A 26,364-nucleotide genomic window follows, 5' to 3' on the forward strand; every position below is an offset into this window, starting at 1 on the left:
ATCGACCCGCACCCCCTGGCCACTGCGGTCGGGGGGTGCGGTCGTTTCTCACCACGGCGGGGATCAACCGGCGAGAGTGCGGCGACTCTCGAACCGTCGGAGCTTGCCCGTGATGGGGTCGTCGAACTCGACTGCCCGCGCGAGCAACTGGAGCGGATTGGCGAAGTCGTCCGCAGGTGTCCCGGTGTACACCGGATAGTACGGATCGCCCTTGATCGGAATCCCCAACGACGACAAGTGGATTCGCAACTGATGCGTCCTTCCGGTCTTGGGGAACAACCGGTACCGCGCAGAGGATCCGAGCTGCTCGATCAGCTCGACCCGAGTCTCGCTGTTCGATTCACCCGGCTCCTCGCGGGCAACCATCACACCGTGATCCTTCAGAATCCGGCTGTGCACCACGATCGGAAACTCCAACGACGCATCGAAGCCTGCGACGGCCTCGTATTCCTTGAGCACCGAACGCGCCGAGAACAGCTCCTGGTACGGCCGCCGCAGTTCCTTGGTGCGGGTGAAGATCAGCACCCCCGCCGTGGCGCGATCGAGGCGGTGCGCCGGAGTGACATCCTGGCAGTCGAGAAGGCGTCGCAGCCGCACCGTTGCACTCTCGGTGACGTGCATGCCACGCGGGATTGTCGCGAGGAAGTGCGGCTTGTCGACAACGACTATGCCGTCCGCGTCGTACAAGATGTCGAGCTCGAACGGAACCGGAACCTCGGGCGCAGGCTCTCGGTAGAAATACACGAAACGCCCTGGTGAATAGAGCGATTCGCGATCCCACCGTCGACCCTTCTCGTCGACGACTTCGCCTGCGGCCATCGAGACCGCCCACGTGTCTTCGGGGTACTCGCGCTCCAAAAAGTCCAGCAGCGTTACGGCCGCATCTCCGTGCGGAAGCCTCAGACGCAGCGGTGCAAGTCCATTCCTGAAGGGCAGAGGATCAAGCACAGTCCACGCACACCAGGCGAAGACCACGGCCTTCGTCGTCGTCGAAATCCTGATAACGCGACGTCGGATTCGCGCACGCGGTGCATCGTCCGATCACCGATGCCTTGTCCGAGAAGTCTATTTTCATCCGCTTGTCGAAGACGTACAGCGAGCCTTCCCACAGCGCGTCGTCGCCGTACGTCTCGCCATAGCGAACGATGCCGCCGTCGAGCTGATAGACCTCTTCGAACCCTCGGGACTTCATCAGTGCGGACAGCACTTCGCAGCGAACGCCCCCCGTGCAATAGGTGACGACCGGGGTCTTCTTCAGGTGGTCGAACTCCCCCGAATCGAGCTGCGTCACGAAATCACGGGTGGTGTCGACGTCGGGTACGACCGCGTTCTTGAACCTGCCGATCTGAGCCTCGAACGAGTTGCGTCCGTCGAAGAACACCACCTCGTCGCCGCGCTCGTCGACGAGTTCGTGTACCTGTTGCGGACTGAGATGCACGCCGCCGCCCACGACGCCTGCGTCATCGACCTTCAGTTCCTGCGGTGCGCCGAACGTGACGATCTCCGATCGAACCTTGACGCTGAGCCGCGGGAAGTCTTCGCCGAGACCTTCCGACCATTTGATGTCGGCGCCGGAGAACGGCGCGTAGCTTCGGGTGCCTCGAACATACTTCTTGACGTCGTTCAACTCGCCGCCGACCGTCGCGTTGATCCCGTGTTCCGAGATCAAGATGCGCCCGTTCAGATTGTTCGACGCAGCGAGGGTGAGCTGCCAGAGCCGGATGGCCTCCGGGTCCGGCAGCGGGGTGAAGACGTAGAACAAGACAATTTTCGGTACTGCCATACCGTGATTATGCCGTCTGACCTTCTGTTCGACGACGACCAGGGGGCGAAAAGTCAGCGGACGGGCAGCGGAGCTGTTTCGACCCTCGGTGCCCCGTCGGCGACAGTGAAGCCCGCGCCCCAGGACACCCCGGTCAGCGGGTCTTCCTTGGCGTCGAGGAACCAGTGGTCCATCTGCACGCCTGCCGGGGTCACGTCGAACACCCCGAAGCCGTGACTGTCGAGGTCCACGAACTTGATATGCCTGTTCAGCGTCATCAAAGCTGCTTCGGCAACCCTGCCGAGGGTGTGTGGCGGCGTCCGCGTCAGGTCGTCGACGTTGGCCGATGAGACCGACGTGACCACCAGCTCTGTCGCGACTCCCCCGGTTTCGAAGTAGCGAGCCGCGTCGAGCGGAATATCGCACGCCCACGTCGAGTGGATGTCGCCGGTGATGAAGACGGTGTTGCTCACACCGTTGTCCGCGATCGCACCGAGGAGTTTCTTCCGATCCGCGGTGTACCCGTCCCACGGGTCGGCCATGTACGGGACGCCTGCTTCGGGGATTCCGAGCAGACCGGTCAGTGCCCGTGAGGCTTCGCTTTCGAGCGGCGGCAGCAGAACAGGAGTGATCATTACCGGATTCCCGACGATCTTCCACCGGGTCGGCGATGACACGATGCCGTCGGTGAGCCACTGCATCTGATCGGTGCCGGTGATGGTGCGGTTCGGGGAGTCGACCTCGGCGCCCTGGGTCGGCGACACCTGTTTCGTGCGGTAGGTACGCAGATCGAGCATCGACAGCTCCAGCAGATTCCCGAAACGAAGTCGCCGGTACAGATGTCTGTTCTGCGGCGTTCCTGCCGCGCGTACAGGCATCCACTCGTAGTAGGCCTGCACGGAATTCGCCTTGCGCACGTTCCAGGGACCCTCGGTCTCCGGTTGATGATTCTGCGCACCGCCGTCGTACGCGTCGTTAGCGCTCTCATGGTCGTCCCACGTGCAAATCCACGGAACTCGGAGATGTGCGGACGCGAGGTCCGGGTCGGACTTGTACTGGCCGTGGCGCGTCCGATAGTCCGCGAGCGTCACGATCTCGTGCACTGGATCGTGCTGGCGGACCACGCCGTTCTTGCCGGCGAATTCACCGGTCCGGTACTCGTAGATGTAGTCACCGAGGTGGATGATCGCGTCGAGGTCGGTGCGGGTCGACAGATGCCGGTACGCGCCGAAATAGCCCGACTCCCAGTTGGAGCAGGACACCACTCCAAACCTGACGCGGTCGATGTCAGCGTCGTTCGCGGGGGCCGTCCGAGTGGTGCCGACCACCGATTGACCGCCGGATCCCTCCCCGTCCAGGACCTCGAAGCTGTAGTAGTACGTGGTCGACGGCAGCAGACCGTCGACGTCGATCTTCACTGTGTGGTCGACGTCGGTACTCGTCGAGACGGTGCCGCTGCGGACCAGTGCTGTGAGTTCTGGGTCGGTGGCGACCCGCCACCGTACCGAGGTGTCAGGGCCGAGACCGGAACCGGGAAGCGCACCGGGTGCAGGAGTGACACGGGTCCACAGAATCACTGCCTCCGGCGTCGGATCACCCGATGCGACGCCGTGCTGGAAAGGCTCGAATCCTTCGGCCTGTGCCTGCGCGAGAGCGGGCAGGGTCGTTGCCGCGCCTGCCACTGCGACCGCGACGGACGAAGACTTCAGAAACCCTCGTCGGGAGACACCCTGTTTCACAACCACTGTGCCAGTCCATGCGAACTTTGTGCCGCGGTCAAGTCAGGCTGGCCAGCGTGGGTGAATGTTCACCGAGAGTACGGACCGCGGTGACGTGACTTCGCTGACGTGGCGTGAAATCCGGGGGCCTCGACAGGGACTTTCCCGCGACCGCCGAACGGTGCGTGCACAGTGGGTTTGCCCAGGTATCGATCTGAGCACCCCTGGTTTATGACTGCTGACATGAGCTCCCCACTGTGGCTGTTCGGCGATCAGCTCGGTCCTCATTTCCACAGCACCGACGAGCACCGCGACCGTGACGTACTGCTGATCGAGAGCGCGCGGGTGTTTCGCCGTCGCAGATTCCACCGGCAGAAGCTCCATCTCGTCGTATCGGGTATGCGTCACCTCGCCGAAGAACTCGGTGATCGTGCGACCTATCTACGGACCGAGACCTATCGTGAGGGGCTCGAGCAGTTCGGCAGGCCGGTGGTGGTGTTCGAACCGACGTCGCACGCTGCGGAAAAGTTCACCGAAACGCTCGTCCAGGAGGGACTCGTCGAAGACGTCCTACCGACGCCGATGTTCGCGCTCAGCCGGGCGGATTTCGCCGAGTGGGCAGGCAACAGGCACCAGTTCAGGATGGAAACGTTCTACCGAGATCAACGCCGACGGTTCGAGATTCTGATGTCGGGCGACGAACCGGTCGAAGGAAAGTGGAATCTCGACGAGGAGAATCGCGAACCACCGCCCAAGAAGCAGTTGACTCTAGGTGTGGATCCGCCGTGGTGGCCGTCGGAGGATTCGATCGACGAGCAGGTGCGCGAGGACATCGATGCGATGGAACTGGACACCGTCGGATCCGACGGTCAGCGGTTGTTCGCTGTCACGGCCGACGAGGCGCACAAAGCTTTGGATCACTTCGTGTCCTACCGACTGCAGGATTTCGGCAAGTACGAGGACGCCGTCATGACCGAGGACTGGACCATGGCACATTCGCTGTTGTCGGTACCGCTCAATCTCGGGCTCCTGCATCCACTGGACGCTGCAGTGGCCGCCGAGGACGCGTGGCGATCCGGCGACGCATCGTTGGCATCGGTCGAAGGTTTCATCCGGCAGATACTGGGCTGGCGCGAATACGTGTGGCATCTGTATTGGCACTTCGGGCCCGAATACGTCGACAACAACAAGCTCGATGCCCATGAGCCACTTCCCACGTGGCTGACTGAACTGGACGGCGACACACCGATCGCGAAATGCCTGTCGGAGACCGTCAACGGGGTGCGTGATCGAGGCTGGGTCCACCACATTCCGCGCCTGATGATTCTCGGGAACTTCGCACTGCAGCGCGGTTACGACCCGAAGGCGTTGACCGAATGGTTCGCGACGGCCTTCGTCGACGGTTTCGCGTGGGTCATGCCGGTCAACGTGATCGGGATGAGCCAACACGCGGACGGCGGGCTGATCGCTACCAAGCCGTACGCCTCGGGCGGTGCGTACCTGAACCGAATGACCGACTACTGCGGCGGATGCGAATACAACCCGAAGAAGCGGCTCGGCGCCGACGCGTGCCCGTTCACTGCGGGATACTGGGCTTTCGTGCACCGTCATCGTGATCGGCTGGCGCAGAACCACCGAACGGCGCGGCAGGTGTCATCGATGAACCGCTTGCCTGATCTGGATCAGGTACTGGAGCAAGAGGCGCATCGCGAAGTGTTCTGACAGTCTCGATTGCCTAGGCGGAACCTTCGGCGTGCGGCGCCTTCGCGGGACTGAGCACGAGGGCCCAGTAGTTTGGCATCAATGGACCATGGCAACGGTCCAGCCTTTGCCATGGCGCATTCATGCCGGTCAGCGGGGCAGCTTCGCGACGGCGTCGTCGATCATGGGCACATAGCGCTCGAGTGCCCACGGAACCGTCAGCGGATTGATGATCGAGGATCCGGTGACGAAGGGCTGATCCGTCGGGGCTACAACGGAATCGCGCGCAATCGCCGGAATCGACTTGTACGCGGGCTGCGCTTCGGTATCGGTGCGGTTCTCGGGATCGGAGTAGAAGGTGAAGATCAGATCCGAGTCGTTCAGCAGGTTCGCATTCTCCAGCCCGATCACCGCGGAGTCGGTGCCTTCGGTCTCGTCGAGGCTGTAGACGACCGGGTCGACCTGTAGCCCCAGCGCGCGGACCATCGCAACACGCTGCTCGTCCGCGAGGAAGACGCCGAGAGTGCCGGGCCCTGTGTTGTAGATGTACGAGAACGTGACGTCCTTGTACTCCGGGTGCGAGGCGGTGGCGTCAGAGAACTGCGTCTTGATCTTGTCGATCTCGTCGGCCGCCTTCTGCTCTTCCCCCATCGCTGTGCCGATGACCGAAATTTGGTCTTCCCACGTAATGGTCCATGGCTGTTCCTCGTAGGCCACCACGGGCGCGAAAGCGTTCAGTGAATCGAACTGCTGCTGCGTGATGCCGGACCACGGCGCAAGGATCAGGTCGGGATCGAGCGCAAGAATCGCTTCGATGTTGAGTTCGGTACCGCCGGAGAACTGTTCGGGGGCTTGTACTCCCGACGCTGTGATCGCATCGTCGATCCACGGAAGGTAGCCGGATTCGTCGCTGCCCCATTGATACTCCTCGATGCCGACGGGAACCGTCCCGAGAGCAATCGCCGTTTCTGCCGATCCCATGCCGAGCGTGACGATGCGTTCGGGCTTGCTGTCGATCACGGCTTGCCCCAGTGCGGAATCGATCGTCACGGTCTCGAAGTCGCTGCTGGATATATCGGCTTCCTCGGACGAGGTACTGCAGCCGGCGACGACCAGAACCGCTGCCATGACCCCGGACAACGCCACGGTGCGACGGACACAAGCGAGTTTCATCGAAAACCTTTCCTAGCCGAATTAAAGTAAGAGTAGGCTAACCTTGTATTGAAGTTCAAACGCGGTGACACTTGGCTACCGCTACGGTGGAACGCGTGCCTCTTCCCCGCCCGGCCCCCGACCGCACCGCCGTCGTCACCGGCGCCTCCTCGGGAATCGGGGAAGCGATAGCGCGCGAGCTGGCGGGCAGGGGGCATGGAGTCACCCTCGTCGCACGGCGTGGGGACAAGTTGACTGCGCTGGCCGAGGAGTTGACTGCCCTCGGTGTCCGCGCCGAAGTGCTGGCGACCGACTTGTCCGACCGCTCTGCCAGAGCCGAATTGCTCCCCCGCATCGTGGCACTCGGATTGGTTCCGGACATCCTGGTCAACAACGCGGGCTTGTCGACGCTCGGACCCGTCGCGTCTTCAGATCCCGAGGCCGAACTGAACATGATCGAGGTCGACGTCGCTTCCGTTGCCGACCTGTGCACTCGATTCCTGCCGGGGATGACCTCTCGCAGACGGGGAGCGGTGCTCAATGTCGCGTCCACCGCTGCGTTCCAGCCACTGCCTGGACAAGCCGGATACGGGGCATGCAAGGCGTTCGTGCTGTCCTACACCCAGAGCCTCACCGGGGAATTGAAGGGCACAGGCGTCACCGCGACGGCACTGTGCCCCGGCCCCGTCGACACCGGGTTCGGCGAAGCGGCTGGGTTCTCGAAAAAGGACGCCGAAGCCGCGCTTCCGCCGATCATGTGGGTCACCGCGAAGGCCGTCGCGAAAACTGCCGTCGACGGCATGGCCAAGGGCCAGATGGTCGCAATTCCCGGTACGGTCAATCGCATCGCGTCGGTGTTTGCTTCGGTGACACCTCGAAAACTGTTGGTGCCCATTCTTGCTCGCACTCATCCCGGACTGAAGAAATGACCGAAAAAGGAATGCCATGAATCGTGAACTGACCGTGTCCGACAGTCTTGTCGTGAACACCGACCCGACAACGCTGTACGACGCCATCAGCGACCCGACGCAGATGGGTTCGTGGAGTCCGGAAAACCTCGGCGCGGTGGTGCATGAACCTCGCGACAAAGCTTACGTGGGAATGGTGTTCGACGGGCGCAACAAACGAGGACGAGCACGTTGGGTAACCCGATGCACGGTGACCGTCGCGGATCCGGGTACAGCATTCGAGTTCCGGGTCCACGCCATCGGCGTGAAGTCGCCGAGCCTGAAAGGCGCGAACGCCACCTGGCGATACGATTTCAAATCCGCCCCAGGCGGCACGACAGTGACCGAGACCTGGACGGACGACCGTCGAAAGTGGCCGGACGCACTGGCATTGGTCTTCGACAAAATCGTCACCAGCGGCAAGACATTCCCGCAGTTTCAGCGCCGAAACATCCGTCGGACACTGGAAAACCTACAGAAGCATTACGCCTGACAGTCACGGAGACATCAGAAAGTTTCACGCTCTCTCGAAAACACCGCGGACGTACGCAGCCTGCCCCGCGTGTTGGAGATCGTCCGAGACGACGGACACCAGCCGCACTCCCAGGGTGACCGGCGGATTCCAGTTCTCGTCCACGACGCGGTCCAAATCCTCGGCTGTCAGCGACTCGATGTACGCGACGGTCCTGGCGTGGACGGCGTCGTGGTACTCCCGTAAAAGGTCGGCTCCGGTGGTGACCGCAGCGACGTCGGCGGCGGACTGTCCGTAACCGATGGCCGCGCCGTCGAACGGCAGATCGAACCGGGCCTCCCAACCATCGGAGGTCCAGACCTGTTCGGCACCCGCCACTCCCGCGACATGGTCGTCCTGTACCCGCGTCAAATGCCAGATCAGCCACGCGATGGTGTTCGCTTCGGCATCGAGTCGGTAGGTCAACGCGTCGGCCGGGATGTCGTCGAGGGTGTCGTGAACGACGCCCTTGATTCGCTCGAATGCTTCGACGAGGACTGCAACGTGATTCATGGGTGGGTGATCCTTTCTGCGACTGGCGCCGCACCATGGAATTTCCAGCGTATTCGATCCCGTTGAACCAACCATGAAAGCAATTACCTATTCCAGGACCGGCGATACTTCCGTACTCGACTTCGTGGATCGGGACGTAGCGGAACCAGGCCCAGGTGAAGTGCGAGTGAAGGTAGTCGTTTCCGGCGTCAACCCCACCGACTGGAAGAACCGATCCGGGGGAAGCGGTGATATCGCGTTCGACGAAGTGGTTCCCAACCAGGATGGTGCAGGCATCATCGACGCCGCGGGTCCGGGAGTCGAGGGTCTCGCAGTCGGCGACAGAGTGTGGCTCTACCTCTCCCAGTACCAGCGGCCGACCGGAACAGCGCAGGAGTACACGGTCGTCCTCGCCGAACACGTCGTCCGGCTACCCGAAAACGTCAGCTTCGACGTCGGCGCCAGCCTCGGTGTGCCCGCAATGACTGCACACCGCGCCCTGACGGTATCCGAGGATGGACCTTCGCGACTCGCTCCCGGTGCTCTCCGCGGCAAGACAGTGCTCGTGGCCGGTGGCGCTGGAGCCGTCGGGCACGCGGCGATCCAGCTGGCCCGATGGGCCGGAGCAACCGTCGTGACTACCGTCAGCGGCCCCGAGAAAGGTGCTCTCGCCTCGGCCGCCGGAGCCCACCACGTTGTGAACTACACCGCCGGTGATGCTGTAGCGGAGATTCGCGCCGTCGCACCGGACGGCGTCGACCTGATCGTGGAGGTCGCACCGGCCCAGAATGCGGAACTGAACATAGCGGTCGCCTCGACACGAGCCTCGATCGCGATCTATGCCAACAACGGCGGCGACAGCATCACATTGGACGTCCGCCCAAATATGGTGTCGAACATTCGATACCAGTTCGTGTTGCTCTACACCGTCGGGGTCGCGGCGCTCGATGCCGCAGCCGAGGACGTCAACACCGCGGCGGGCGCCGGAGTTCTGGGTGTCGGCGAGGACGCGGGACTGCCGCTGCATCGATTCCCGCTTGCCGACACTGCCGCAGCTCATGCCGCTGTCGAGAACAACACTGTCGGAAAGGTTCTCATCGACGTTCGGTGACCACCGGCAACGTGCTCCAAGCACTTCGTGTGACGGCCGGAAGGTCACAGACCCGCTCACGGGCGCCTGGCCGTATTGCTAAAACGGCAAGCAGTATTGCGGAATCGGAAGTTTCCCGGCACCCTGAGTTTCATGACCACTCACGATGACGCCCCCACCGTGTTCGACCAACCGTTCTGGGACAACCTCTACACCGAGCGCGCGATGCGCTGGAGTGGCAACGCCAATCCGGTTCTCGTCACCGAGGCATCCAAGCTCGAGCCAGGCACCGCCCTCGACATCGGCAGCGGCGAGGGCGGCGACGCCTTCTGGCTGGCTGACAACGGCTGGACAACGACGGGATCCGACATCTCGGTGGTCGCCCTCGATCGTGCGCGGCAAGCACAGGGCGAACGCACGATCGAGTGGCTGCACCGCGACCTGCTCGAATGGGCTCCCGAGAGCAGTTACGACCTCGTGACCGCCCATTTCTTCCAGCTACCTCCACTGCAGGTCGGTCCAGCCTTCACTCGTTTCGGCAACGCTGTGGCCGCCGGCGGGCACCTCCTGATTGTCGGCCACAGCCCCAACGATGCGATGGCCTCACAACACCAGCATGCCGAAATGCTGTTCGGCGTCGACTCGATCACATCCCTGTTCGACGGTGACCAGTGGACGACGGTCGTGGCCGAGGACCGCGTGCGAGCAGGCAACAACCCCGACGGGAGCCACGGCGAGCGCATCGACACTGTTGTTCTACTTCGTCGACAGTAGGTTTGCGTCGGAGGTGAACCGATAAACTCGTAACGGTGTCACCACCGCGCAAGTCCTACCTCCCGCTCGCCGTCTCGATGGTCGCCGCGCTGATCATCCTGTTCACCCCGGCGTCGGGAGTACCGAGTGGATTCGAGCACAGCGACAAGATCATCCACTTCGGACTGTTCGCCGCACTCGCGTACAGCTCGCGGATCGCGGCGATCAGCACAAGAACCACGGCGCTGTGGACCGTCGGATTCGCCATCGTGTCCGAAATGCTGCAGGCAGTTCTCCCGCTGGGCCGCAGCGGCTCCGCACTCGACGCACTGTTCGACGCCGCGGGAGTCGCTGCGGGCCTGCTCGTCGCCGTGCGCTTTGCACCGGACCGGACGGCTATACACTGATTGGAACGCTCCGGGGGTTCTCGGCTCGCTGGCCCCCTCCGGAAGGATCATCATCACCTCGTCGCCGCCCCACGAGATCTACCTTGTTCCACCGGAGCAGGATTCCGACGACCCTGTGCTGGGCGAATCGGCAGGGTCGATAGCCAGACTCACCGACCGATCCGACGTCATGCCCTTCGCCGGCCGTTTTGCACTGAAGATCACCTCCACCACTCCGCACCAGGCGATGGTCGAAGACCTTCTTTTCATCCGAGCAGTTCTCGACGAGGCCGAGATCAATTACCTGCTGGTGCGCGGCAACGACGAACGCCCGGTCGTGGCCGTCGACGATCTCTCTCGCGAAGCGTTGAGAGCCGCCCTCGTCCAGGCGTGCACCCGAGAACCTTTCTATTGCAAGACCGTTGACGTCAAACGCGGGAAAGCTGTTCTCGTTGCGGACGGCCTCCTGACCGATGCACCCAATGCCCGCATCTTCCGACTCTTCCGTCCGCGCGTCGAACCTGCGAGCGGGTTGCACTACGCCGCTTCGACCGCCGTCCAGATCGAACTGTGGTCGATCTCACCGACAGAAATTCAGCTGCCGGTGGAGAATTCGCTCACACGGAGAAGCATCAGGCCCGAAGAGGCGGTACGGGGCACTGTCGAGCGATTCGGTAAGACGTGGCCGACGATCGAGAACATGTTCGCCGACCACGCCTCGGACATCAATTTCGATATCGACATCGTCTTCTCCTGGGTCGATGGCTCCTCCGCCGAGTTCCAGGCACAACGGGCACGGCGGATGCAGAACTATGTGGTCGGTGATGGTGACGCCTCGTCCGCGCGCTTCCGCCAGATCGACGAACTCAAATACGCACTGCGGTCGATTCACATGTACGCACCGTGGATCCGGCGCATCTTCGTCGCCACAGACTCGGATCGACCATCGTGGCTCGCCGACGATCCGCGCGTGACTTTTGTTCCGAGCGAGACGTTCTTCGTCGACAAATCGGTTCTTCCGACGCACAATTCGCAGGCAGTGGAAAGCCAGCTCCACCACATTCCCGGGCTGTCCGAACACTTCCTCTACTCCAACGACGACATGTTCTTCGGCCGACCAGTCGGACCACAGATGTTCTTCTCCCCCGGCGGAATCAGCATGTTCATCGAAGCGACGACGCGAATCGGACTGGGATACAACGACGCCGATCGAAGTGGCTTCGAAAATGCTGCGCGAGTCAATCGTCGACTCCTGCAAGATCGATTCGGCCTCATGACCACCCGCCATCTCGAACACGCGGCGACACCGTTGCGCAAGAGTGTCATGCAGGAAATGGAAAACGAATTCCCCGACGAATTCGCCGCCACCGCAGCAAGTGTGTTCCGCGCGAGTACCAACATCTCGGTGACCAACTCGCTGTACCACTACTACGCGTTGATGAGCGGCCGCGCCGTCGTACAGCGGGATGCGAGGGTCACCTACATCGACACCACCGCGCACGCAGGGCTGCATGCCATGGAAAACCTGCTCCCCAAGCGTGCAGTCGACTTCTTCTGCCTCAACGACGGAAGCTTCCCCGAGGTGGACCTCGAAGTCCGCACCAGGCGTGTCACGGACTTCCTGGATCGGTACTTTCCGATCGTCGCGCCCTGGGAAAGTTAAGGCTGGGAAAGTTAAGGCTGGGAGAGTTAAGGCTCGCGAGAGCTAAAAGCTGACGCGAGAACGCCGTGTGCTGTCGGCGATTCGGACGCCCGACTGCTCGAGACGACGCGCGACCTCGTCACCCGGAACGTACTCGCCCACGGTGTCGTAAGTACCGATGGGAACCACCGAGTGGACAACCGTGTCGTCGTAGACGTGTACGAGGTTGAATCCTTGTGCACCATCGCGGCCACGGATAGCACCGGACGGCACATTCAGGTCTTGGGTGTAGCAGGTCGCCGACGCCACGGACACCGGAATTCCGGCGAACGTCGCCGTCGTCGAGTAATGCAGGTGACCGGCCAGGATCGAACGGACGTCGGTGCCGCGGAGCACGTCGGCAAGATCCTTCTGGTCGCGTAGCTCGACGAGCACGGCAAGATCGAGCACCGCCGGAACCGGCGGATGGTGCATGGCAAGAATGGTGCCGAATTCGGCTGGCGTTACCAGAACCTCCGTCAGCCAATCCAATTGGTCACTCGACAGCGCACCGTGGTGTTGGCCGGGCACAGTCGAATCCAGGGTGATCACACGGAGACCGTCGATGTCGTGCACTCGATCCACCGACCCCGTCGACGGCTCTTGGTCCAGTAGGCGCACGCGGAACGTGGCCCGGTCATCGTGATTTCCCATCGCCCAGATGATCCGAGCACCCAATGCATCCGCAACCGGTTCGACAAGGCTTCGCAGCGCGTCGTACGCCCTGGCCTCCCCGCGGTCCGTCAGATCTCCGGTGAACACCAGAGCATCGGGACGGACGCCTGAAGCCATCACGTCGGACAGAACGCGACTGAGCCGCTCAGTGCTGTCCACTGCGCCGTAGAGATCACCCTGTGCCACGAGGTGTGTATCGCTGACATGAAGAAGACAGTGATTCGGGCGTGGGTACTCCGCCGTCCGAGCCTTCATCGGTATCTCGCTTCCGATCGGCTATCAATGGTCACGCTGATCGCGTGTTCCTCGCCGTTCACAGTAGCCAAGCCTCCTGAGAGGAACTGTTCGGGTACGGCGAGCAAACACCGCGAGAACTCCATGACCTTGTGCAAAAGCACGTCCGTTCACGCAAGGTGCAGCCGCGTCCTGACCCTGTAGGTACGGCCGGGCACCCGCTGTAGCGGGCGCCCGGCCGTGGTCTGAAGAGGGGGTTACTTGGACAGCACTCGCAGATGCTCGTCCACACCGCCGAGGGTGTGCTCGATGGCAATGAGCCTGCTGACGTAGTGCCCGACGGGATATTCGGCGGTGACGCCGATGCCGCCGTGCAACTGAATCGCTTCCTGGCCGATCTTGCGCGACGACCGGGATATCTGCAGCTTCGCCCGCGAGGCCACCTTCGGATCGACGACGCCGTCCGCAAGGTTCATCGTCGCGTAGAGGGCCATGCTTCGTGCCAGTTCGAGCAACACGTACATGTCTGCTGCACGGAACGTCAGCGCCTGGAACTTCGCGAGCGGAACCCCGAACTGCTTGCGCTGCTTGAGGTAGTCCGTCGTCAGCCGCAGGGCTTCTTCCATCGCCCCGACAGCCTCGGCGCTCAGGGCTGCCTGAGCCTTGACCTCGGATGCCACGATCGCGGCCGTTGCGTCGGCACCCTCGCCGAGCGGTTCGGCTGCGACATCGGCGAACGTGATCTGAGCCGCGCGCTGGCCGTCGTGGGTCTGGTAGGACTTCCGCTCCAGCCCGTTCGCGTCACCGTCGACCAGGAACAATCCGACACCACCGCCCGGCAACGCCGCGCTGACGACGAGGAGATCGGCGCTTCCGCCGTGCGGGACCGGGTTCTTGGTGCCGTTCATAGACCAAGAACCACCATCCTCGACTGCAGTCACCCCGACTGCAATGTTCGGCCAGCGACTGCCGGTTTCGTTGTGCGCGAACGCAAGCAGCGTGCTTCCTTCGGCAACGCCCGGCAGTACACGCTTACGCTGATCGACCGAGCCGACGGCGGAAATCAGTCCACCGGGGACCAACACGGCATCGAGAATGGGTTCCGGTGCGAGGCGGCGACCAACCTCGGTCATGACGGCCATGATCTCCACCGGGCCGGCGTCCATACCGCCGTCGTCCTCGGCAAAACTGAGCCCGAGGAGACCTACCTCGGCGAGTTGCTTCCACACGTCCGCGGACCAACCCGGCTCCTCGGCGACGATCTTGTTGCGCTTCTCGGTGTCGTACGCGCGGGAAAGCACCTCACGAGTGGTGTCGCGGAGCAGCTTCTGTTCTTCGTTCAGTTCGAAATCCATGTCTGAAACCTCACAATCCAAGAATCGTCGACGAGATGATCTGCCGTTGCACTTCGTTGGATCCGCCGTAGATCGACACCTTGCGGTAGTTGAGGTACGTCGGGACGGACCGCTGCGCCCAGCCGGGACTGTCGATGTCCTCGCCTGCCTCGTACGGGAGCGAATCGGGTCCGGCGATGTCCATGAGCAACTCGGTTGCGGACTGCTGCAGTTCCGAACCACGCAACTTCAGAATCGAGGACGCCGGGTTCGGCTTGCCGTCGGCCGAACTGGACACCAGTCGCAGCTGGGTGAGTTCGAGTGCGAGAACTTCGTTTTCGAGTTCGGCGAAACGGGCCGCGAACAGCGGGTCCTCCAGCAGCGTGCCGTCGCCGACGGCCGTCGCGGCCGCGTATTCCTTTGCCCGATCGAGGCGCACCTTGGTGTGCCCGACGCGTGCAACTCCGGTGCGCTCGTTCCCGAGCAGGAACTTCGCGTAACTCCAACCCTGGTTTTCCTCTCCCACCAAGTTTTCCGCCGGAACGCGCACGTTCTCGAAGAACACCTCGTTGACCTCGACGCTGCCGTCGATCAGCTTGATCGGGCGCACCGTGATTCCGGGAGTCGACAGGTCGATCAGCAGGAACGAGATACCTGCCTGCTTCTTCGGTGCATCCGGATTTGTGCGCACGAGCGCAAAGATCCAATCGGCGTACTGCCCGAGCGTCGTCCACGTCTTCTGACCGTTGACCAGGTAGTCGTCACCGTCTCGCAGAGCCGTCGTCCGCAGCGATGCGAGGTCGGAACCTGCTTCCGGCTCGGAGAATCCCTGACACCACCAAATGTCCAGGTTCGCCGTTTTCGGCAGGAACTTCTCCTTCTGTTCCTGCGAACCGAACGTCGCGATGACTGGACCGACCATGGACGCATTGAAGGCAAGCGGCTCGGGTACCGACGCCAACTGCAATTCGTCGAGCCAGATGTGACGTTGCACCGGTGTCCAGTCCTGACCCCCGAACTCGGTAGGCCAGTGCGGAACAGCAAGACCGTTTTCATTGAGAATGCGCATCGTCGTCACCATGTCCTCACGGCTCAATTCGATGCCCACACGGTTCTTCTCGCGGATATCCGCGGGAACCTCGGTGGTGAAGAACGTCCGCATCTTGTCGCGAAATGCTTCTTCTTCTTCTGACAGGGCAAGATTCATTGAAGGTCCCTCCGCTTTCGACCACTATGTCTTTCTCGACCGTACCCCCTGGTAACTACGATAATCTTCGCTGACTATGACTTTTCTGGCGTTGGTTCGGCACGGCGAAACAGATTGGAATCTGCACGGGCGGCTTCAGGGCAGCTCGGACATCCCACTCAACGCCACGGGGCGCGCGCAGGCACGTGAGGCGGTATATGAGCTCGAAGACCACCCGTGGGATCTGCTCGTCAGTTCCCCGTTGTCCCGCGCCTCCGAAACTGCGGACATCATCGGTTCGCACCTGAGCATCACACGTACGGCCACCTACCCGGATCTCGCCGAACGCCATTTCGGCGACGCCGAGGGCTTCACCGATTACGACGCGTACTCCCGCTGGCCTCACGGCATGTATCCAGGGCTGGAAGCTCGCCGCGAGATGATCATCCGTGGAGTACGCGCCATCGACGCCATCGCCGTCGCGCATCCGGATTCCTCGGTCATCGCAGTGGCGCACGGCGGGATCATCCGTGGAATCTTCGATGCGCTCCGCGGGGTGCCGTCGCCGCGAATTCTCAACGCGGGCGTGTCGACGCTCGTTCATGACGGCACCGCATGGACTGTGAAAACGATCAACGGGGTTCCGACACGAAGGCTGTGGTGAGATGCACATCGAACGACGGATAGAAGAACTTGGCTTCATCCTGCCGCAGGAGCCTCAAGCCCCTCCCGGATTCGAGTTCTCCTTCGAATGGGTGCGGGTGCGAGGAAGCCGCGTCTACGTCTCCGGCCACTCGCCCCAGCGACCCGACGGGTCATTGGCAGGCCCGTTCGGTGCAGTGCCGTCGGAGGTGCCGCTCGACGTCGCAACGGATGCCGCCCGCGACACAGCACTCGCAGTTCTCGCCAGTGTGCGCCGCGCAATCGGAGATCTCGACCGGATCAGCGCGTTCGTCACCGCCTCGGGGATGGTCAACGCCGATCATGGATTCACGCAGACCACCACCGTCATCAACGGCTTCTCCGACCTCGTTCTTCAGGTCTTCGGCCCCGAGATCGGGGCGCACGCCCGGAGCGCAATCGGGGCGGCAGCTCTCCCGATGAACAACGCCGTGGTTGTATCTGCAGAGATCGAAATCGACGGCTGATCTCTTAAAGGCTGAGGAAGGCCCCACATGCACCGCAAAATCCTTGCCCTGCTGGCCGCGATTGTCGCGCTGCTGGCAGTGGCCGGTTGTGGATCGTCCTCGGGCCCGTTGATCGATCAGATCAACGACGACGGCGTCCTCGTCGTCGGCACCGAGGGAACCTACAGCCCGTTCAGCTATCAGGGCGAGAACGGCCAGCTCACCGGTTACGACATCGATGTCACCAACGCTGTGGCAGGCGAGCTCGGCGTGCGCGTCGAATATGTCCAGACGCCGTTCGACTCCATCTTCGCCGGGCTCGAATCGCGACGCTTCGACCTCATCGCCAACCAGGTGACCATCAATCCGGCGCGGCAGAGCGCCTACGACCTCTCCAAGCCGTACACCGTGTCCGACGGCGAGATCCTCACCGCGGCGAACAACACCTCCATCACGTCCGTCGCAGACTTGACCGGCAAGACCACCGCACAGTCGTCGACGAGCAACTGGGCCGAGGTCGCATCCGATGCGGGCGCCAAAGTCGAAGCCGTCGAAGGCTTCGTTCAAGCCGTCACCCTCGTCAAGGACGGGCGCGTCGACGCCACCGTCAACGACAGCCTGGCCATCGCGGAGTACCTGAAGCAGACCGGCGATACCGGGGTCAAGGTGGCAGCCGAAACCGGCGATACCAGCTACCAGGCATTCGCCGCCCGCAAGGACAGCGGATTGATGGACGAGGTCGACGCTGCCATCGACACGCTCCAAGCGAACGGGACGCTGGCGCAGATCTCGTCCAAGTATTTCGGTTCCGACGTCGCTGCCCCCACCGCCGACACTCAGGCTCCGACATCGGACGCCGAAGCCTCGGTGGCCCCGTCGAAGCTCGATCTGATTCTCGACAACCTGTGGCCGATGCTCAAAGCGACTCTCACGATGACGATTCCACTGACCGCCATCAGTTTCGTCGTCGGTCTCGTCATCGCGCTTGCCGTTGCACTAGCACGTATCTCGTCGAAGAAGGCACTGTCCTCGGTCGCCCGGTTCTACGTCTCGATCGTCCGTGGCACCCCCCTGCTGCTGCAGCTGTTCATCGTGTTCTACGCGCTGCCGCAATTCGGAGTGGTGATCGATCCCTTCCCCGCGGCAGTGATCGCATTTTCGTTGAATGTCGGTGGTTATGCCGCCGAAGTCATTCGCGCCGCGATTCTGAGTGTGCCGAAGGGCCAATGGGAGGCGTCGGCGACCATTGGTATGGGCTATCGAACAACCTTGCAGCGCATCGTCCTACCGCAGGCACTGCGCACCGCTGTTCCGCCGCTGTCCAACACCCTGATCTCGCTGGTGAAGGACACCTCGCTCGCCTCGACCATTCTGGTGACCGAACTGCTTCGCGTCGCCCAACTCGCTGCTGCACCCACGTTCGACTTCTTCGCGCTCTACAGCGTTGCGGCGCTCTACTACTGGGTGATCTGCATGATTCTCTCGTTCTTCCAAGGCAAACTCGAAGTCCGACTCGACAGGTATGTGGCGAAATGACCGATCTCCTCGAAGTGAAGTCGCTGAAGAAGTCGTTCGGCCCGATCGATGTCCTCACCGATATCTCCTTCTCCGTCCCGTCGGGCAAGGTCACCGTCATCATCGGACCGTCGGGATCCGGCAAGACGACGGTGCTCAGGGCACTGAACGCCCTCGACCCGGCCGACGCCGGAGTCATCCGGATCGGAGACGTCACGGTCGACTTCTCCGAGAAGGTCTCGCCCGCCCAGCTTCGTGCGTTCCGCGCGCAGAGCGGCATGGTGTTCCAGCAGCACAACCTGTTCCCACACAAGACTGTTCTGCAGAACGTCATCGAGGGTCCGGTGATTGTGCAGAAGCGAGGCAAGGACGAGGCCATCGCCGACGCGCATCGGCTGCTCGATCAGGTCGGACTCGACGTCAAATCCGATCAGTATCCGTTCCAGCTGTCCGGTGGCCAGCAGCAACGCGTCGGAATAGCGCGGGCGTTGGCGCTTCGGCCCAAGCTGATGCTGTTCGACGAGCCTACGTCCGCACTGGACCCCGAACTGGTCGGCGAGGTTCTCGCCGTCATCAAAAGTCTTGCCGCAGAAGGCTGGACCATGGTGATCGTCACGCACGAAATCCGCTTCGCCGAACAGGTAGCCGACGAGGTCCTGTTCATCGAGGGCGGCGTCGTCGTCGAACGCGGACTGCCGGCGGATGTGCTGAAGAATCCGTCCGAGCCGCGCACGAGGCAGTTCCTGCAGCGTATTTTGGCCTGAGTGCCTCGTGAGTGGAAATACGTCGCAGGGGACGTATTCGCACTCACATGTGCGGGAGCACCTTGTCCAGCGTGATCGGTAAACCGCGCACCCGCACACCCGTCGCGTGGTAGACCGCGTTGCCGATAGCAGCGGACGACCCGACCGCGCCGATCTCGCCGATACCCTTGCCGCCCATCGGACTGAGCTCGTCGTCGATCTCTTCGACCCACACCGCCTCGATATCAGGAGTGTCCGCGCACACCGGAACGTGATATTCGGCGAGGTCGTGATTGGAGAAGCCGCCGAACTCGCGATCAGTGTTACCCGCCTCCATCAACGCCATGCCCAGGCCGAACGTCATACCGCCGATCAGCTGTGAGCGAGCCAATCTCGGATTCATCACCCGACCGATGCCGAACACTCCGAGCATTCGGCGCACCCGCACTTCACCGGTGTCGATATCTACTTCCACCTCGGCGAACTGTGCGCCGAACGCCATACGCGCAAGATCCTTCTGGTTCTCGAGTTCCTCGGACGTCTCGACGGTGACCTCCGCCGGCCCGGTGGCATCGTCGATGCTCCCAACCTTGTCGACCAGTGCACGGCATGCCTTCGTCACCGCCCATCCCCACGACGACGTACCGGACGAACCCCCTGCACCAGGCGCTGTGGGTAGAGCACTGTCGCCCAGCTTCAACTCGACGCGATCCGCCGAGACCGCGAGCGCATCAGCGGCGATCTGCCGCAACACCGTTCGGGCTCCGGTCCCGATGTCCGACGCTGCGACGGACACCGTGATCGATCCGTCCGCGGCTATCTTCGCCGACGCGGACGAGGGACTGATCAACACCGGATAGCTGGCGGTGGCCACCCCGGAACCGATCAGTTTTCGTCCCTCACGGCGATGACCGGGCCGCGGGTCGCGCTCGGCCCAGCCGAACTTCTCGGCACCCTCGCGAAGGCATTCGACGACGCTCCGGCTCGAGAACGCATTCCCGCTCGCCGGATCCACATCGGGCTCGTTGCGGACCCGGAGCTCGATCGGATCGATCCCCACCGCATAGGACAACTCGTCGATTGCCGTTTCCACCGCGAACATCCCCGGCGCCTCCCCCGGAGCTCGCATCCAGCGAGGCGTCGGGACATCGAGGACGGCGAGTCGGTGCGTCGTACGGCGATTCGGCGAGGCGTAGATATGACGGGACGGCTCCGCCGTCTGCTCACAGAACTCGAAAATCTGTGAAGTCTGCTGGAAGGTGTCGTGCGCCAACGCCGTCAAAATGCCCTGCTCGTCGGCGCCGAGTTGCACGTGATTGATGGTCGGAGTTCGATAACCGACGAGATCGAACAACGCCTGACGCGGTAGTGCGAGCTTGATCGTCCGCCCCGTCGCTCGCGCTGCCATCGCGGCAAGAACAGCATTGGGCCTGGTGCTTCCCTTGGCGCCGAAACCCCCGCCTACGTTCTCGGCAACCACGCGGACGTTCTTCGGATCGAGATCGAATACCGTCGCGAGATCCCCCTGTACACCGGACGGCGCCTGGGTCGAATCCCATACCGTCAGAACACCTTCCGACCACACTGCCGTCGTCGCATGAGGTTCCATCGGACTGTTGTGCATGGGAGACGTCGAATACCAGTGGTCGACGGTGTGGACAGCCGAGGCCAGCGCTGCCTCTGGATCTCCGATGGTCACGTCGGTGGGAAACCCGGCGTTGACGGACTCGGGCGCGAAGAGCGTCGAGTGATCGCTCGTTAGCCCATTGTCGGGCTTGCCGCCGTCTGCGTAGGTCACCCGAACCCGAGAGGCTGCTTCTCTGGCCTCCTCGAGCGAATCCGCAACGACAGCCGCGACGATCTGTCCGCGATATGCGATGCGATCCGACTGCAGGACAGCAAGCTCGGTGTCCTCGATCTCGCTCAGTTTCTCGGCGTTTCCGTGCCACAGCAGGGTGAGTGCGTCGTCGTTGGATGTCACGTCGACGACGCGCCCCTTCGCAACGGATGCGGGCACGTACCAGCAGTACGCCGGTGCGCTATCGGACTGTTGCTCGACGGCATAGCGCGCCCGACCGGTGACCTTCTCGATGCTCTCGGTACGTTGAATCGGAGATCCGACCGATGCAGTGCTCATGCCAACATCTCCCGCTGTGCCAGTTCCGTCAACGTCTCGGTCACCAGATTGCGCACCAGCGGGATCTTGAATGCATTGTCACGCAACGGCTGAGCAGCCTGCAGCTCCAAATCGATCGCTTCCCGGAACGCTCCGTGCGTAGCCGACCTCCCAAGCAACTCCCCCTCGGCGGTGATCGCTCGCCATGGTTTGTGGGCAACACCGCCGAGTGCGATACGCGCCTCCGTCACCTGTCCGTCCTCCACTCGAAGCACTGCGGCCACCGACGCGAGCGCAAAGGCATACGACGCCCGGTCGCGAACTTTCCGGTACGTCGATACCGCGCCGCTCGGCAGAGCGGGGATCTCGAGACCCGTCACGATTTCGTCGTGACCGATGTTCGTGTCCAAATCAGGATCCTGACCGGGCAGGCGGTAGAGGTCGAGGATCGGCATACGGTGACCGCCATGGGGACCCGCAATGTCCAGGACAGTGTCGAGCGCCGTCAACGCCACTGCCATGTCCGAGGGATGGGTTGCGACGCACCGATCCGAGGCGCCCAGAATTGCGAGGTTACGATTTTCCCCCTCGATCGCGGGACAGCCGGACCCCGGATCGCGTTTGTTGCACGGCTTGGACGCGTCCATGAAGTACACGCACCGAGTGCGCTGGAAAAGGTTTCCACCGGTTGTTGCCATGTTCCGCAGTTGTCCGGACGCGCCGGACAACACCGCCTTGGACAGCACCGGGTACCTGGCTCGGACGACGGGATGCGCCGCGAGATCACTGTTGGTCACAGCGGCACCGACCCGCAGCGATCCATCGCCCCGCACTTCGACGTCGCGAAGGGGCAGCCTGGAAATATCGATGAGCGACGATGGCTGCGCAGCACCGAGTTTCATCAAATCCACCAAGTTGGTCCCGCCGCCGAGCAATGCAGAATCCGGATCCGAAGCCAGCCTGCCGACTGCATCGTCGACATCCGTCGCGACCTCGTAGGTGAAGGTTTTCATTCTCCGGCCTCCAGAACTGCAGGGATGATGTTCGCGTAGGCGCCACATCGACAGAGATTTCCGCTCATGCGTTCTCGAACCTCCTCGCGGGTAAGACTCGGCTGGTCGTCTTCGGTCACCGCGCTGGGCCAACCCTGCTTGACCTCTTCGATGACGGCGACTGCCGAGCAGATCTGACCGGAGGTGCAGTAGCCACATTGAAAGGCATCGTTGTCGACGAATGCCTGCTGCACGGGATGGAGAGTGTCGCCGTCGGCCAGCCCTTCGATCGTGGTGATATCGCGACCTTGATATCCGACGGCGAAAGCGAGACAACTGTTGATTCGCCTGCCGTCGACCAGCACGGTGCACGCACCGCACTGACCGTGGTCACAACCCTTTTTCGCGCCGATGAGGTCGAGATGCTCTCGCAGGGCGTCGAGCAGGGTGGTGCGGACATCGCAGTCGAGTTCATGGTCGACGTCGTTCACGCGAAGGGTCACTCGGGTCATGCGGATGCGGGTACCCGCCGCGGAATCGATCAAACTCTCAAACCCCCTGGCGGGCAGTGAAGGTGAGGCTACCCTCGGCATCTGGGCGCAGGTACGTGCATGTGCACGATGGGCTCAGGTGAAGCCCACGATCTCCTCGCCCCAGGCCCGACGAAGCTCACGGTCCGGGTCGTCGACCTCTCGGTCGTGTTTGTCGATCAGCAACGTGGTCCGGTTCTCCTCGTCGTACGGAGTCCACGGGTCGCGGCCATACGCGAAGTCGACCCATCGCCCCTGCACGCGGGCGCGGACGGCATCGGCAGTTTTACGTCCACCCAGCTTGAAGGTCGGATCATTGGGAACGACGCCGAAGTTGCCGAAGACATACGGCACCTCCGTTCCGTGCATGGCTCCCAGCCTGGTGAGGCGCAGGAATGGCGTCGCCTGATCGAAGCGGTACAGATATGTCGGAGCCAGCCTGCTGTGCGCCTCGGCAATCCACAGCGTCGGCATCCGGAACGCGGCGTCGCGCGAGATCTCCATCGCCGAGCGCTTCTTCGGGTAGTCGGAATAGGCGGCGGCGACCTCGGCTTCCTCGTTCGGATTCATCTCGGGATGTTCCGCGGCGATCGCCTGAAACATCTCGTGCACCTTGTCCGGCGTGATCGGCATCAGCGGAGATTTCATCAGCTTGAACATCGACGACTCGTCATGGTTGGTACCGATCAGCAGCGGAACAGGAAGAGACAGACCCCTCTGGAACGAAGCAACCGGATAGTGCGGCACGATATCGCCGTCGACGGTCGGCGCGAGGGCCAACGTTCCCGGCACCTTTGCCGGAATTTCCTGCACCAGCTCTCCGCAGACCCGGACGAACTCCGACACCGGAAGCTGCCGCAAACCCAAGGCGTCGACGCCCGCGAGTTCGAGGAACCGTTCCGCGATACTCTCCGCCCTTGCTGCGCCGTACACCGAAGTGGCAGGAGAACTTTCAGCAATGACGCGGTGGAACAATCCTGCGGCGGCCGGCGAGATCATCAGGGTCGTGACCGAACCTCCGCCTGCAGACTCACCGAACAACGTCACCTGCCCCGGGTCACCCCCGAAGCCGCCGATGTTCTCTCGCACCCATTCGAGCGCAGCGATCTGATCACGTAAACCGAGATTGCTGTCGAAGTCTCCGAACGAGGAGAAGTCCAGAAAGCCGAGCGCCCCTAGCCGGTAGTTCACCGTCACCAGCACCACCTGACCTTCGGTCACGAGCTTGCGGCCGTCGTACATCCTCTGCGCCGAAGACCCGAGGTAGTACGCGCCGCCGTGAATCCACACCATGACCGGCAGATCTCGTGCGCCTTCAGGAGACCAAACATTCAACGTCAGGCAGTCCTCGTCGATCGTCAGCCCGGGATCGATCGGTAACGGTCCATGCTCGGTCTGCGGCGCGATATGGCCGAACTCTCTCGCCCCTCGTACCTCCGGCCACGGCGACGGCTCCACAGGCGCTCGCAATCGCAGGTCTCCCACAGGAGGGGCCGCGTACGGCACGCCCTTCCACACCGCTACACCACCGGAAACACTTCCCTCGACCTGTCCGTATCTAGTTTGCGCGATCACGGGTCGATCATGCCGCGCCGAGTCACGCCGCCGCAGAGGAATTCGTCAGGGCACGAAAAAGCCCCGCTCCTCAGAGCAGGGCTTTATCTCCGTGTCAGCTGCGTGGGCGCTTGCCCCTCTTGTCGCCACCGAATTTGCCGCCACCGCGGGACGGGCCGCCGCGGCCTCCGGGAGGGCCGGAATCGGGCGTCAACTGGATCAATACTCCGCTGATCCTGGTGCGGCGCAACGCTTCCACCGTCTCGTCCGCGAGATCTGCGGGCAGCTCCACGAGCGAGTGATCGGGGCGGATGCTGATATGCCCGAAGTCGCTACGACGCAGACCACCCTCGTTGGCGATGGCACCGACGATCGCGCCGGGCGCAACGTTGTGACGCTTGCCCACGGCGATGCGGTACGTTGCCATGTCCTGGCCGGTCTTGCGATGGTGCGAATCGGCCGCATCCTGATCGAACGACCGCTCGGGGCGCGGCGCCCGTGGCTCCCGGGGTGCACGCGGCGGGGCCGGCGGCTCAGGCTTGAGCAGGAACGCTTCGCCGTCGCGGGACTGGACCGCCAGGGCTGCAGCAATATCGGCGAGCGGGACGTCGTGCGCACGCTCGTAGTCTTCGATGAGACGACGGAACAGCGCGAGGTTCTCGTTGCCGAGGCTCTCGGTGATCGAGTCACCGAACTTGGTGACGCGCTGAGCGTTGACGTCGTCGACGCTCGGCAACTGCATCTCGGTGATCGGCTGACGCGTCGCCCGCTCGATCGCCTTGAGCAGATGGCGCTCCCGCGGCGCCACGAACAGCAACGCCTCGCCCGCTCGCCCGGCGCGGCCGGTACGACCGATGCGGTGAACGTAGGACTCGGTGTCGTGCGGGATGTCGTAGTTGATGACGTGCGAGATGCGGTCGACGTCGAGACCACGAGCGGCAACGTCGGTGGCGACGAGAACGTCGATTGCGCCGCTCTTGAGCTGACCGATCGTGCGCTCGCGCTGTGCCTGAACGATGTCGCCGTTGATCGCCGCAGCGGAGAAGCCCCGCGCGCGCAGCTTCTCGGCCAGTTCCTCGGTCGCCTGCTTGGTGCGGACGAACATGATCATGGCCTCGAACTCTTCGACCTCGAAGATCCGCGTGAGCGCCTCCAGCTTTCGCTGGTGAGCAACCTGCACGTAGCGCTGCGTGATGTTCGGAGCCGTCGAGGTCTTGGTCTTGACGGTGATCTCCACCGGGTCGTGCAGGTACTGCTTGGAGATTTTACGGATGGCAGCGGGCATCGTCGCCGAGAACAGCGCGACCTGCTTGTACTCAGGAGTGTCGGACAGAATGCGTTCGACGTCCTCCTGAAACCCCATCTTGAGCATCTCGTCGGCCTCGTCGAGGACGAGGTACTCAAGACCGGACAGGTCGAGCGTGCCCTTCTCCAGGTGGTCGATCACACGACCGGGGGTGCCGACGATGATCTGCGCACCCTTGCGCAGCCCAGAGAGCTGGATGCCATAGGCCTGGCCGCCGTAGATGGGAAGAATGTGCAGGCCGGGGATGTTGGCCGCGTACTTACCGAACGCCTCGGCGACCTGAAGCGCCAACTCACGCGTCGGCGCCAGCACGAGCGCCTGCGGCACTCGTCGCGAAACGTCGAGGCGGGACAGGATCGGCACCGCGAACGCTGCCGTCTTTCCGGTTCCGGTCTGGGCAAGCCCGACGACGTCACTTCCGCGCATCAGCGGCGGAATTGTGGCGGCCTGGATCGGCGACGGGGTCTCGTAGCCGACGTCGTGCAGAGCCTTCAGAACCCTCTCGTCGATGCCCAGGTCCGCGAATGTCACTTCTGCGCGCTCTTCGGGCGCAGAAGCTGCGGGTGCAGACCCTTCGGATGCGGACGCTGCGGGGGCAGCACCGTCGAGGGCAGCAGCGTCGGGGGTGGGGGTCGCCGATGCCGACCCGTTCGAAATGGACTCGTCAGTGCTCACGGCGGCATCCTGATTCGGCTCTGTAGTGCTCATATACAGCAGAGTTTAGTACCTGTGGCCGATCCGGCCGACCGAAGTGCCGAGAATCCGTTTTCCGCTGCCCACGACGACATGACAACGGCGCATCGTCCAGCTGTCGCGGGCACTGCAGAGTGCGCGCGACCAAGGACACGCAGTGTGATGG

The 26,364-nt window shown here is 62.9% G+C and carries 24 protein-coding genes; 11 read left to right on the forward strand and 13 right to left on the reverse strand.

All coding sequences use genetic code 11. The annotated features are described in order from the left end of the window. Positions 1–63 precede the first annotated feature (63 nt). The 3 genes from QMK17_RS23660 to QMK17_RS23670 are packed head-to-tail and all read right to left on the reverse strand — an operon-like array spanning position 64 to position 3,507. Positions 64–948: a pseudouridine synthase gene (locus QMK17_RS23660; protein ID WP_283511734.1), complete on the reverse strand. Its 885-nt coding sequence runs from the start codon at positions 946–948 to the stop codon at positions 64–66. Next, entirely contained in the window at positions 941–1,783 is an 843-nt protein-coding gene (gene trhO, locus QMK17_RS23665) for an oxygen-dependent tRNA uridine(34) hydroxylase TrhO (RefSeq protein ID WP_283511735.1), read from the reverse strand. The genes QMK17_RS23660 and trhO overlap by 8 nt, the downstream gene beginning before the upstream one ends. A gap of 53 nt (positions 1,784–1,836) precedes the next feature. Continuing rightward, the gene (locus tag QMK17_RS23670) at positions 1,837–3,507 is read right to left on the reverse strand and encodes an alkaline phosphatase D family protein (RefSeq protein WP_283511736.1); all 1,671 of its coding nucleotides are present in this window, start codon (positions 3,505–3,507) and stop codon (positions 1,837–1,839) included. Between the two features lie 216 nt (positions 3,508–3,723). On the opposite strand from QMK17_RS23670, the gene QMK17_RS23675 reads away from it, so the two are divergent. Further along, a complete protein-coding gene (locus tag QMK17_RS23675) occupies positions 3,724–5,202 on the forward strand; it encodes a cryptochrome/photolyase family protein (RefSeq protein WP_283511737.1) in 1,479 nt (492 codons plus the stop codon). Positions 5,203–5,331: 129 nt separating this feature from the next. On the opposite strand, the gene QMK17_RS23680 is transcribed toward QMK17_RS23675, so the two are convergent. Next, positions 5,332–6,354, reverse strand: coding sequence for an iron-siderophore ABC transporter substrate-binding protein (locus tag QMK17_RS23680; protein ID WP_283511738.1), 1,023 nt, complete (start codon positions 6,352–6,354; stop codon positions 5,332–5,334). A 95-nt stretch (positions 6,355–6,449) separates the two neighbouring features. Between QMK17_RS23680 and QMK17_RS23685 the strand changes: the two genes are divergently transcribed. Together QMK17_RS23685 and QMK17_RS23690 are read left to right on the forward strand one after the other, a co-directional pair. After that, positions 6,450–7,262, forward strand: coding sequence for an SDR family NAD(P)-dependent oxidoreductase (locus QMK17_RS23685; protein ID WP_283511739.1), 813 nt, complete (start codon positions 6,450–6,452; stop codon positions 7,260–7,262). A gap of 16 nt (positions 7,263–7,278) precedes the next feature. Continuing rightward, a complete protein-coding gene (locus QMK17_RS23690) occupies positions 7,279–7,773 on the forward strand; it encodes an SRPBCC family protein (RefSeq protein WP_283511740.1) in 495 nt (164 codons plus the stop codon). A gap of 24 nt (positions 7,774–7,797) precedes the next feature. On the opposite strand, the gene QMK17_RS23695 is transcribed toward QMK17_RS23690, so the two are convergent. Next, a complete protein-coding gene (locus QMK17_RS23695) occupies positions 7,798–8,304 on the reverse strand; it encodes a mycothiol transferase (protein WP_283511741.1) in 507 nt (168 codons plus the stop codon). A gap of 73 nt (positions 8,305–8,377) precedes the next feature. On the opposite strand from QMK17_RS23695, the gene QMK17_RS23700 reads away from it, so the two are divergent. The 4 genes from QMK17_RS23700 to QMK17_RS23715 all read left to right on the forward strand — a co-directional run bounded on the left by QMK17_RS23700 (position 8,378) and on the right by QMK17_RS23715 (position 12,175). Beyond that, positions 8,378–9,394 (forward strand): NADPH:quinone reductase, encoded by a 1,017-nt coding sequence (locus QMK17_RS23700; RefSeq protein WP_283511742.1) that lies wholly within the window; start codon positions 8,378–8,380, stop codon positions 9,392–9,394. A gap of 132 nt (positions 9,395–9,526) precedes the next feature. Further along, positions 9,527–10,147 carry a class I SAM-dependent methyltransferase gene (locus tag QMK17_RS23705; RefSeq protein ID WP_283511743.1) on the forward strand — a complete coding sequence of 207 codons (621 nt, stop codon included), beginning with the start codon at positions 9,527–9,529 and terminating at the stop codon, positions 10,145–10,147. Positions 10,148–10,182: 35 nt separating this feature from the next. Beyond that, positions 10,183–10,533, forward strand: coding sequence for a VanZ family protein (locus QMK17_RS23710; RefSeq protein ID WP_283511744.1), 351 nt, complete (start codon positions 10,183–10,185; stop codon positions 10,531–10,533). A 169-nt stretch (positions 10,534–10,702) separates the two neighbouring features. Then, a complete protein-coding gene (locus tag QMK17_RS23715) occupies positions 10,703–12,175 on the forward strand; it encodes a stealth family protein (protein ID WP_283511768.1) in 1,473 nt (490 codons plus the stop codon). Between the two features lie 42 nt (positions 12,176–12,217). On the opposite strand, the gene QMK17_RS23720 is transcribed toward QMK17_RS23715, so the two are convergent. From QMK17_RS23720 to QMK17_RS23730, 3 genes are all read right to left on the reverse strand, one after another. Next, positions 12,218–13,123 carry a phosphodiesterase gene (locus QMK17_RS23720; RefSeq protein WP_283511745.1) on the reverse strand — a complete coding sequence of 302 codons (906 nt, stop codon included), beginning with the start codon at positions 13,121–13,123 and terminating at the stop codon, positions 12,218–12,220. Between the two features lie 236 nt (positions 13,124–13,359). After that, on the reverse strand, positions 13,360–14,457 hold the full coding sequence (locus QMK17_RS23725) for an acyl-CoA dehydrogenase family protein (RefSeq protein ID WP_283511746.1): 1,098 nt from the start codon (positions 14,455–14,457) through the stop codon (positions 13,360–13,362). A 10-nt stretch (positions 14,458–14,467) separates the two neighbouring features. After that, positions 14,468–15,643, reverse strand: coding sequence for an acyl-CoA dehydrogenase family protein (locus QMK17_RS23730; RefSeq protein WP_283511747.1), 1,176 nt, complete (start codon positions 15,641–15,643; stop codon positions 14,468–14,470). A gap of 76 nt (positions 15,644–15,719) precedes the next feature. Between QMK17_RS23730 and QMK17_RS23735 the strand changes: the two genes are divergently transcribed. The 4 genes from QMK17_RS23735 to QMK17_RS23750 are packed head-to-tail and all read left to right on the forward strand — an operon-like array spanning position 15,720 to position 19,028. Continuing rightward, entirely contained in the window at positions 15,720–16,286 is a 567-nt protein-coding gene (locus tag QMK17_RS23735) for a histidine phosphatase family protein (RefSeq protein WP_283511748.1), read from the forward strand. Between the two features lies 1 nt (position 16,287). Beyond that, complete coding sequence (locus QMK17_RS23740; RefSeq protein WP_283511749.1) at positions 16,288–16,770, forward strand: RidA family protein; 483 nt, start codon at positions 16,288–16,290, stop codon at positions 16,768–16,770. 27 nt (positions 16,771–16,797) lie between these two features. After that, positions 16,798–18,285, forward strand: coding sequence for an ABC transporter permease subunit (locus QMK17_RS23745; protein WP_283511750.1), 1,488 nt, complete (start codon positions 16,798–16,800; stop codon positions 18,283–18,285). Next, a complete protein-coding gene (locus QMK17_RS23750) occupies positions 18,282–19,028 on the forward strand; it encodes an amino acid ABC transporter ATP-binding protein (RefSeq protein WP_283511751.1) in 747 nt (248 codons plus the stop codon). The genes QMK17_RS23745 and QMK17_RS23750 overlap by 4 nt, the downstream gene beginning before the upstream one ends. Before the next feature lie 43 nt (positions 19,029–19,071). On the opposite strand, the gene QMK17_RS23755 is transcribed toward QMK17_RS23750, so the two are convergent. From QMK17_RS23755 to QMK17_RS23775, 5 genes are all read right to left on the reverse strand, one after another. Then, positions 19,072–21,144: a xanthine dehydrogenase family protein molybdopterin-binding subunit gene (locus QMK17_RS23755; protein WP_283511752.1), complete on the reverse strand. Its 2,073-nt coding sequence runs from the start codon at positions 21,142–21,144 to the stop codon at positions 19,072–19,074. Then, entirely contained in the window at positions 21,141–22,136 is a 996-nt protein-coding gene (locus QMK17_RS23760; protein ID WP_283511753.1) for an FAD binding domain-containing protein, read from the reverse strand. The genes QMK17_RS23755 and QMK17_RS23760 overlap by 4 nt, the downstream gene beginning before the upstream one ends. Beyond that, positions 22,133–22,627 carry a 2Fe-2S iron-sulfur cluster-binding protein gene (locus tag QMK17_RS23765; protein WP_283511754.1) on the reverse strand — a complete coding sequence of 165 codons (495 nt, stop codon included), beginning with the start codon at positions 22,625–22,627 and terminating at the stop codon, positions 22,133–22,135. The genes QMK17_RS23760 and QMK17_RS23765 overlap by 4 nt, the downstream gene beginning before the upstream one ends. Before the next feature lie 114 nt (positions 22,628–22,741). Beyond that, a complete protein-coding gene (locus QMK17_RS23770) occupies positions 22,742–24,220 on the reverse strand; it encodes a carboxylesterase/lipase family protein (RefSeq protein WP_283511755.1) in 1,479 nt (492 codons plus the stop codon). A gap of 94 nt (positions 24,221–24,314) precedes the next feature. After that, positions 24,315–26,213, reverse strand: coding sequence for a DEAD/DEAH box helicase (locus QMK17_RS23775; RefSeq protein ID WP_283511756.1), 1,899 nt, complete (start codon positions 26,211–26,213; stop codon positions 24,315–24,317). Between the last annotated feature and the right edge of the window lie 151 nt (positions 26,214–26,364).

Source organism: Rhodococcus sp. G-MC3, assembly GCF_030063335.1.
In the GTDB taxonomy this organism is placed as follows: Bacteria; Actinomycetota; Actinomycetes; order Mycobacteriales; family Mycobacteriaceae; genus Rhodococcoides.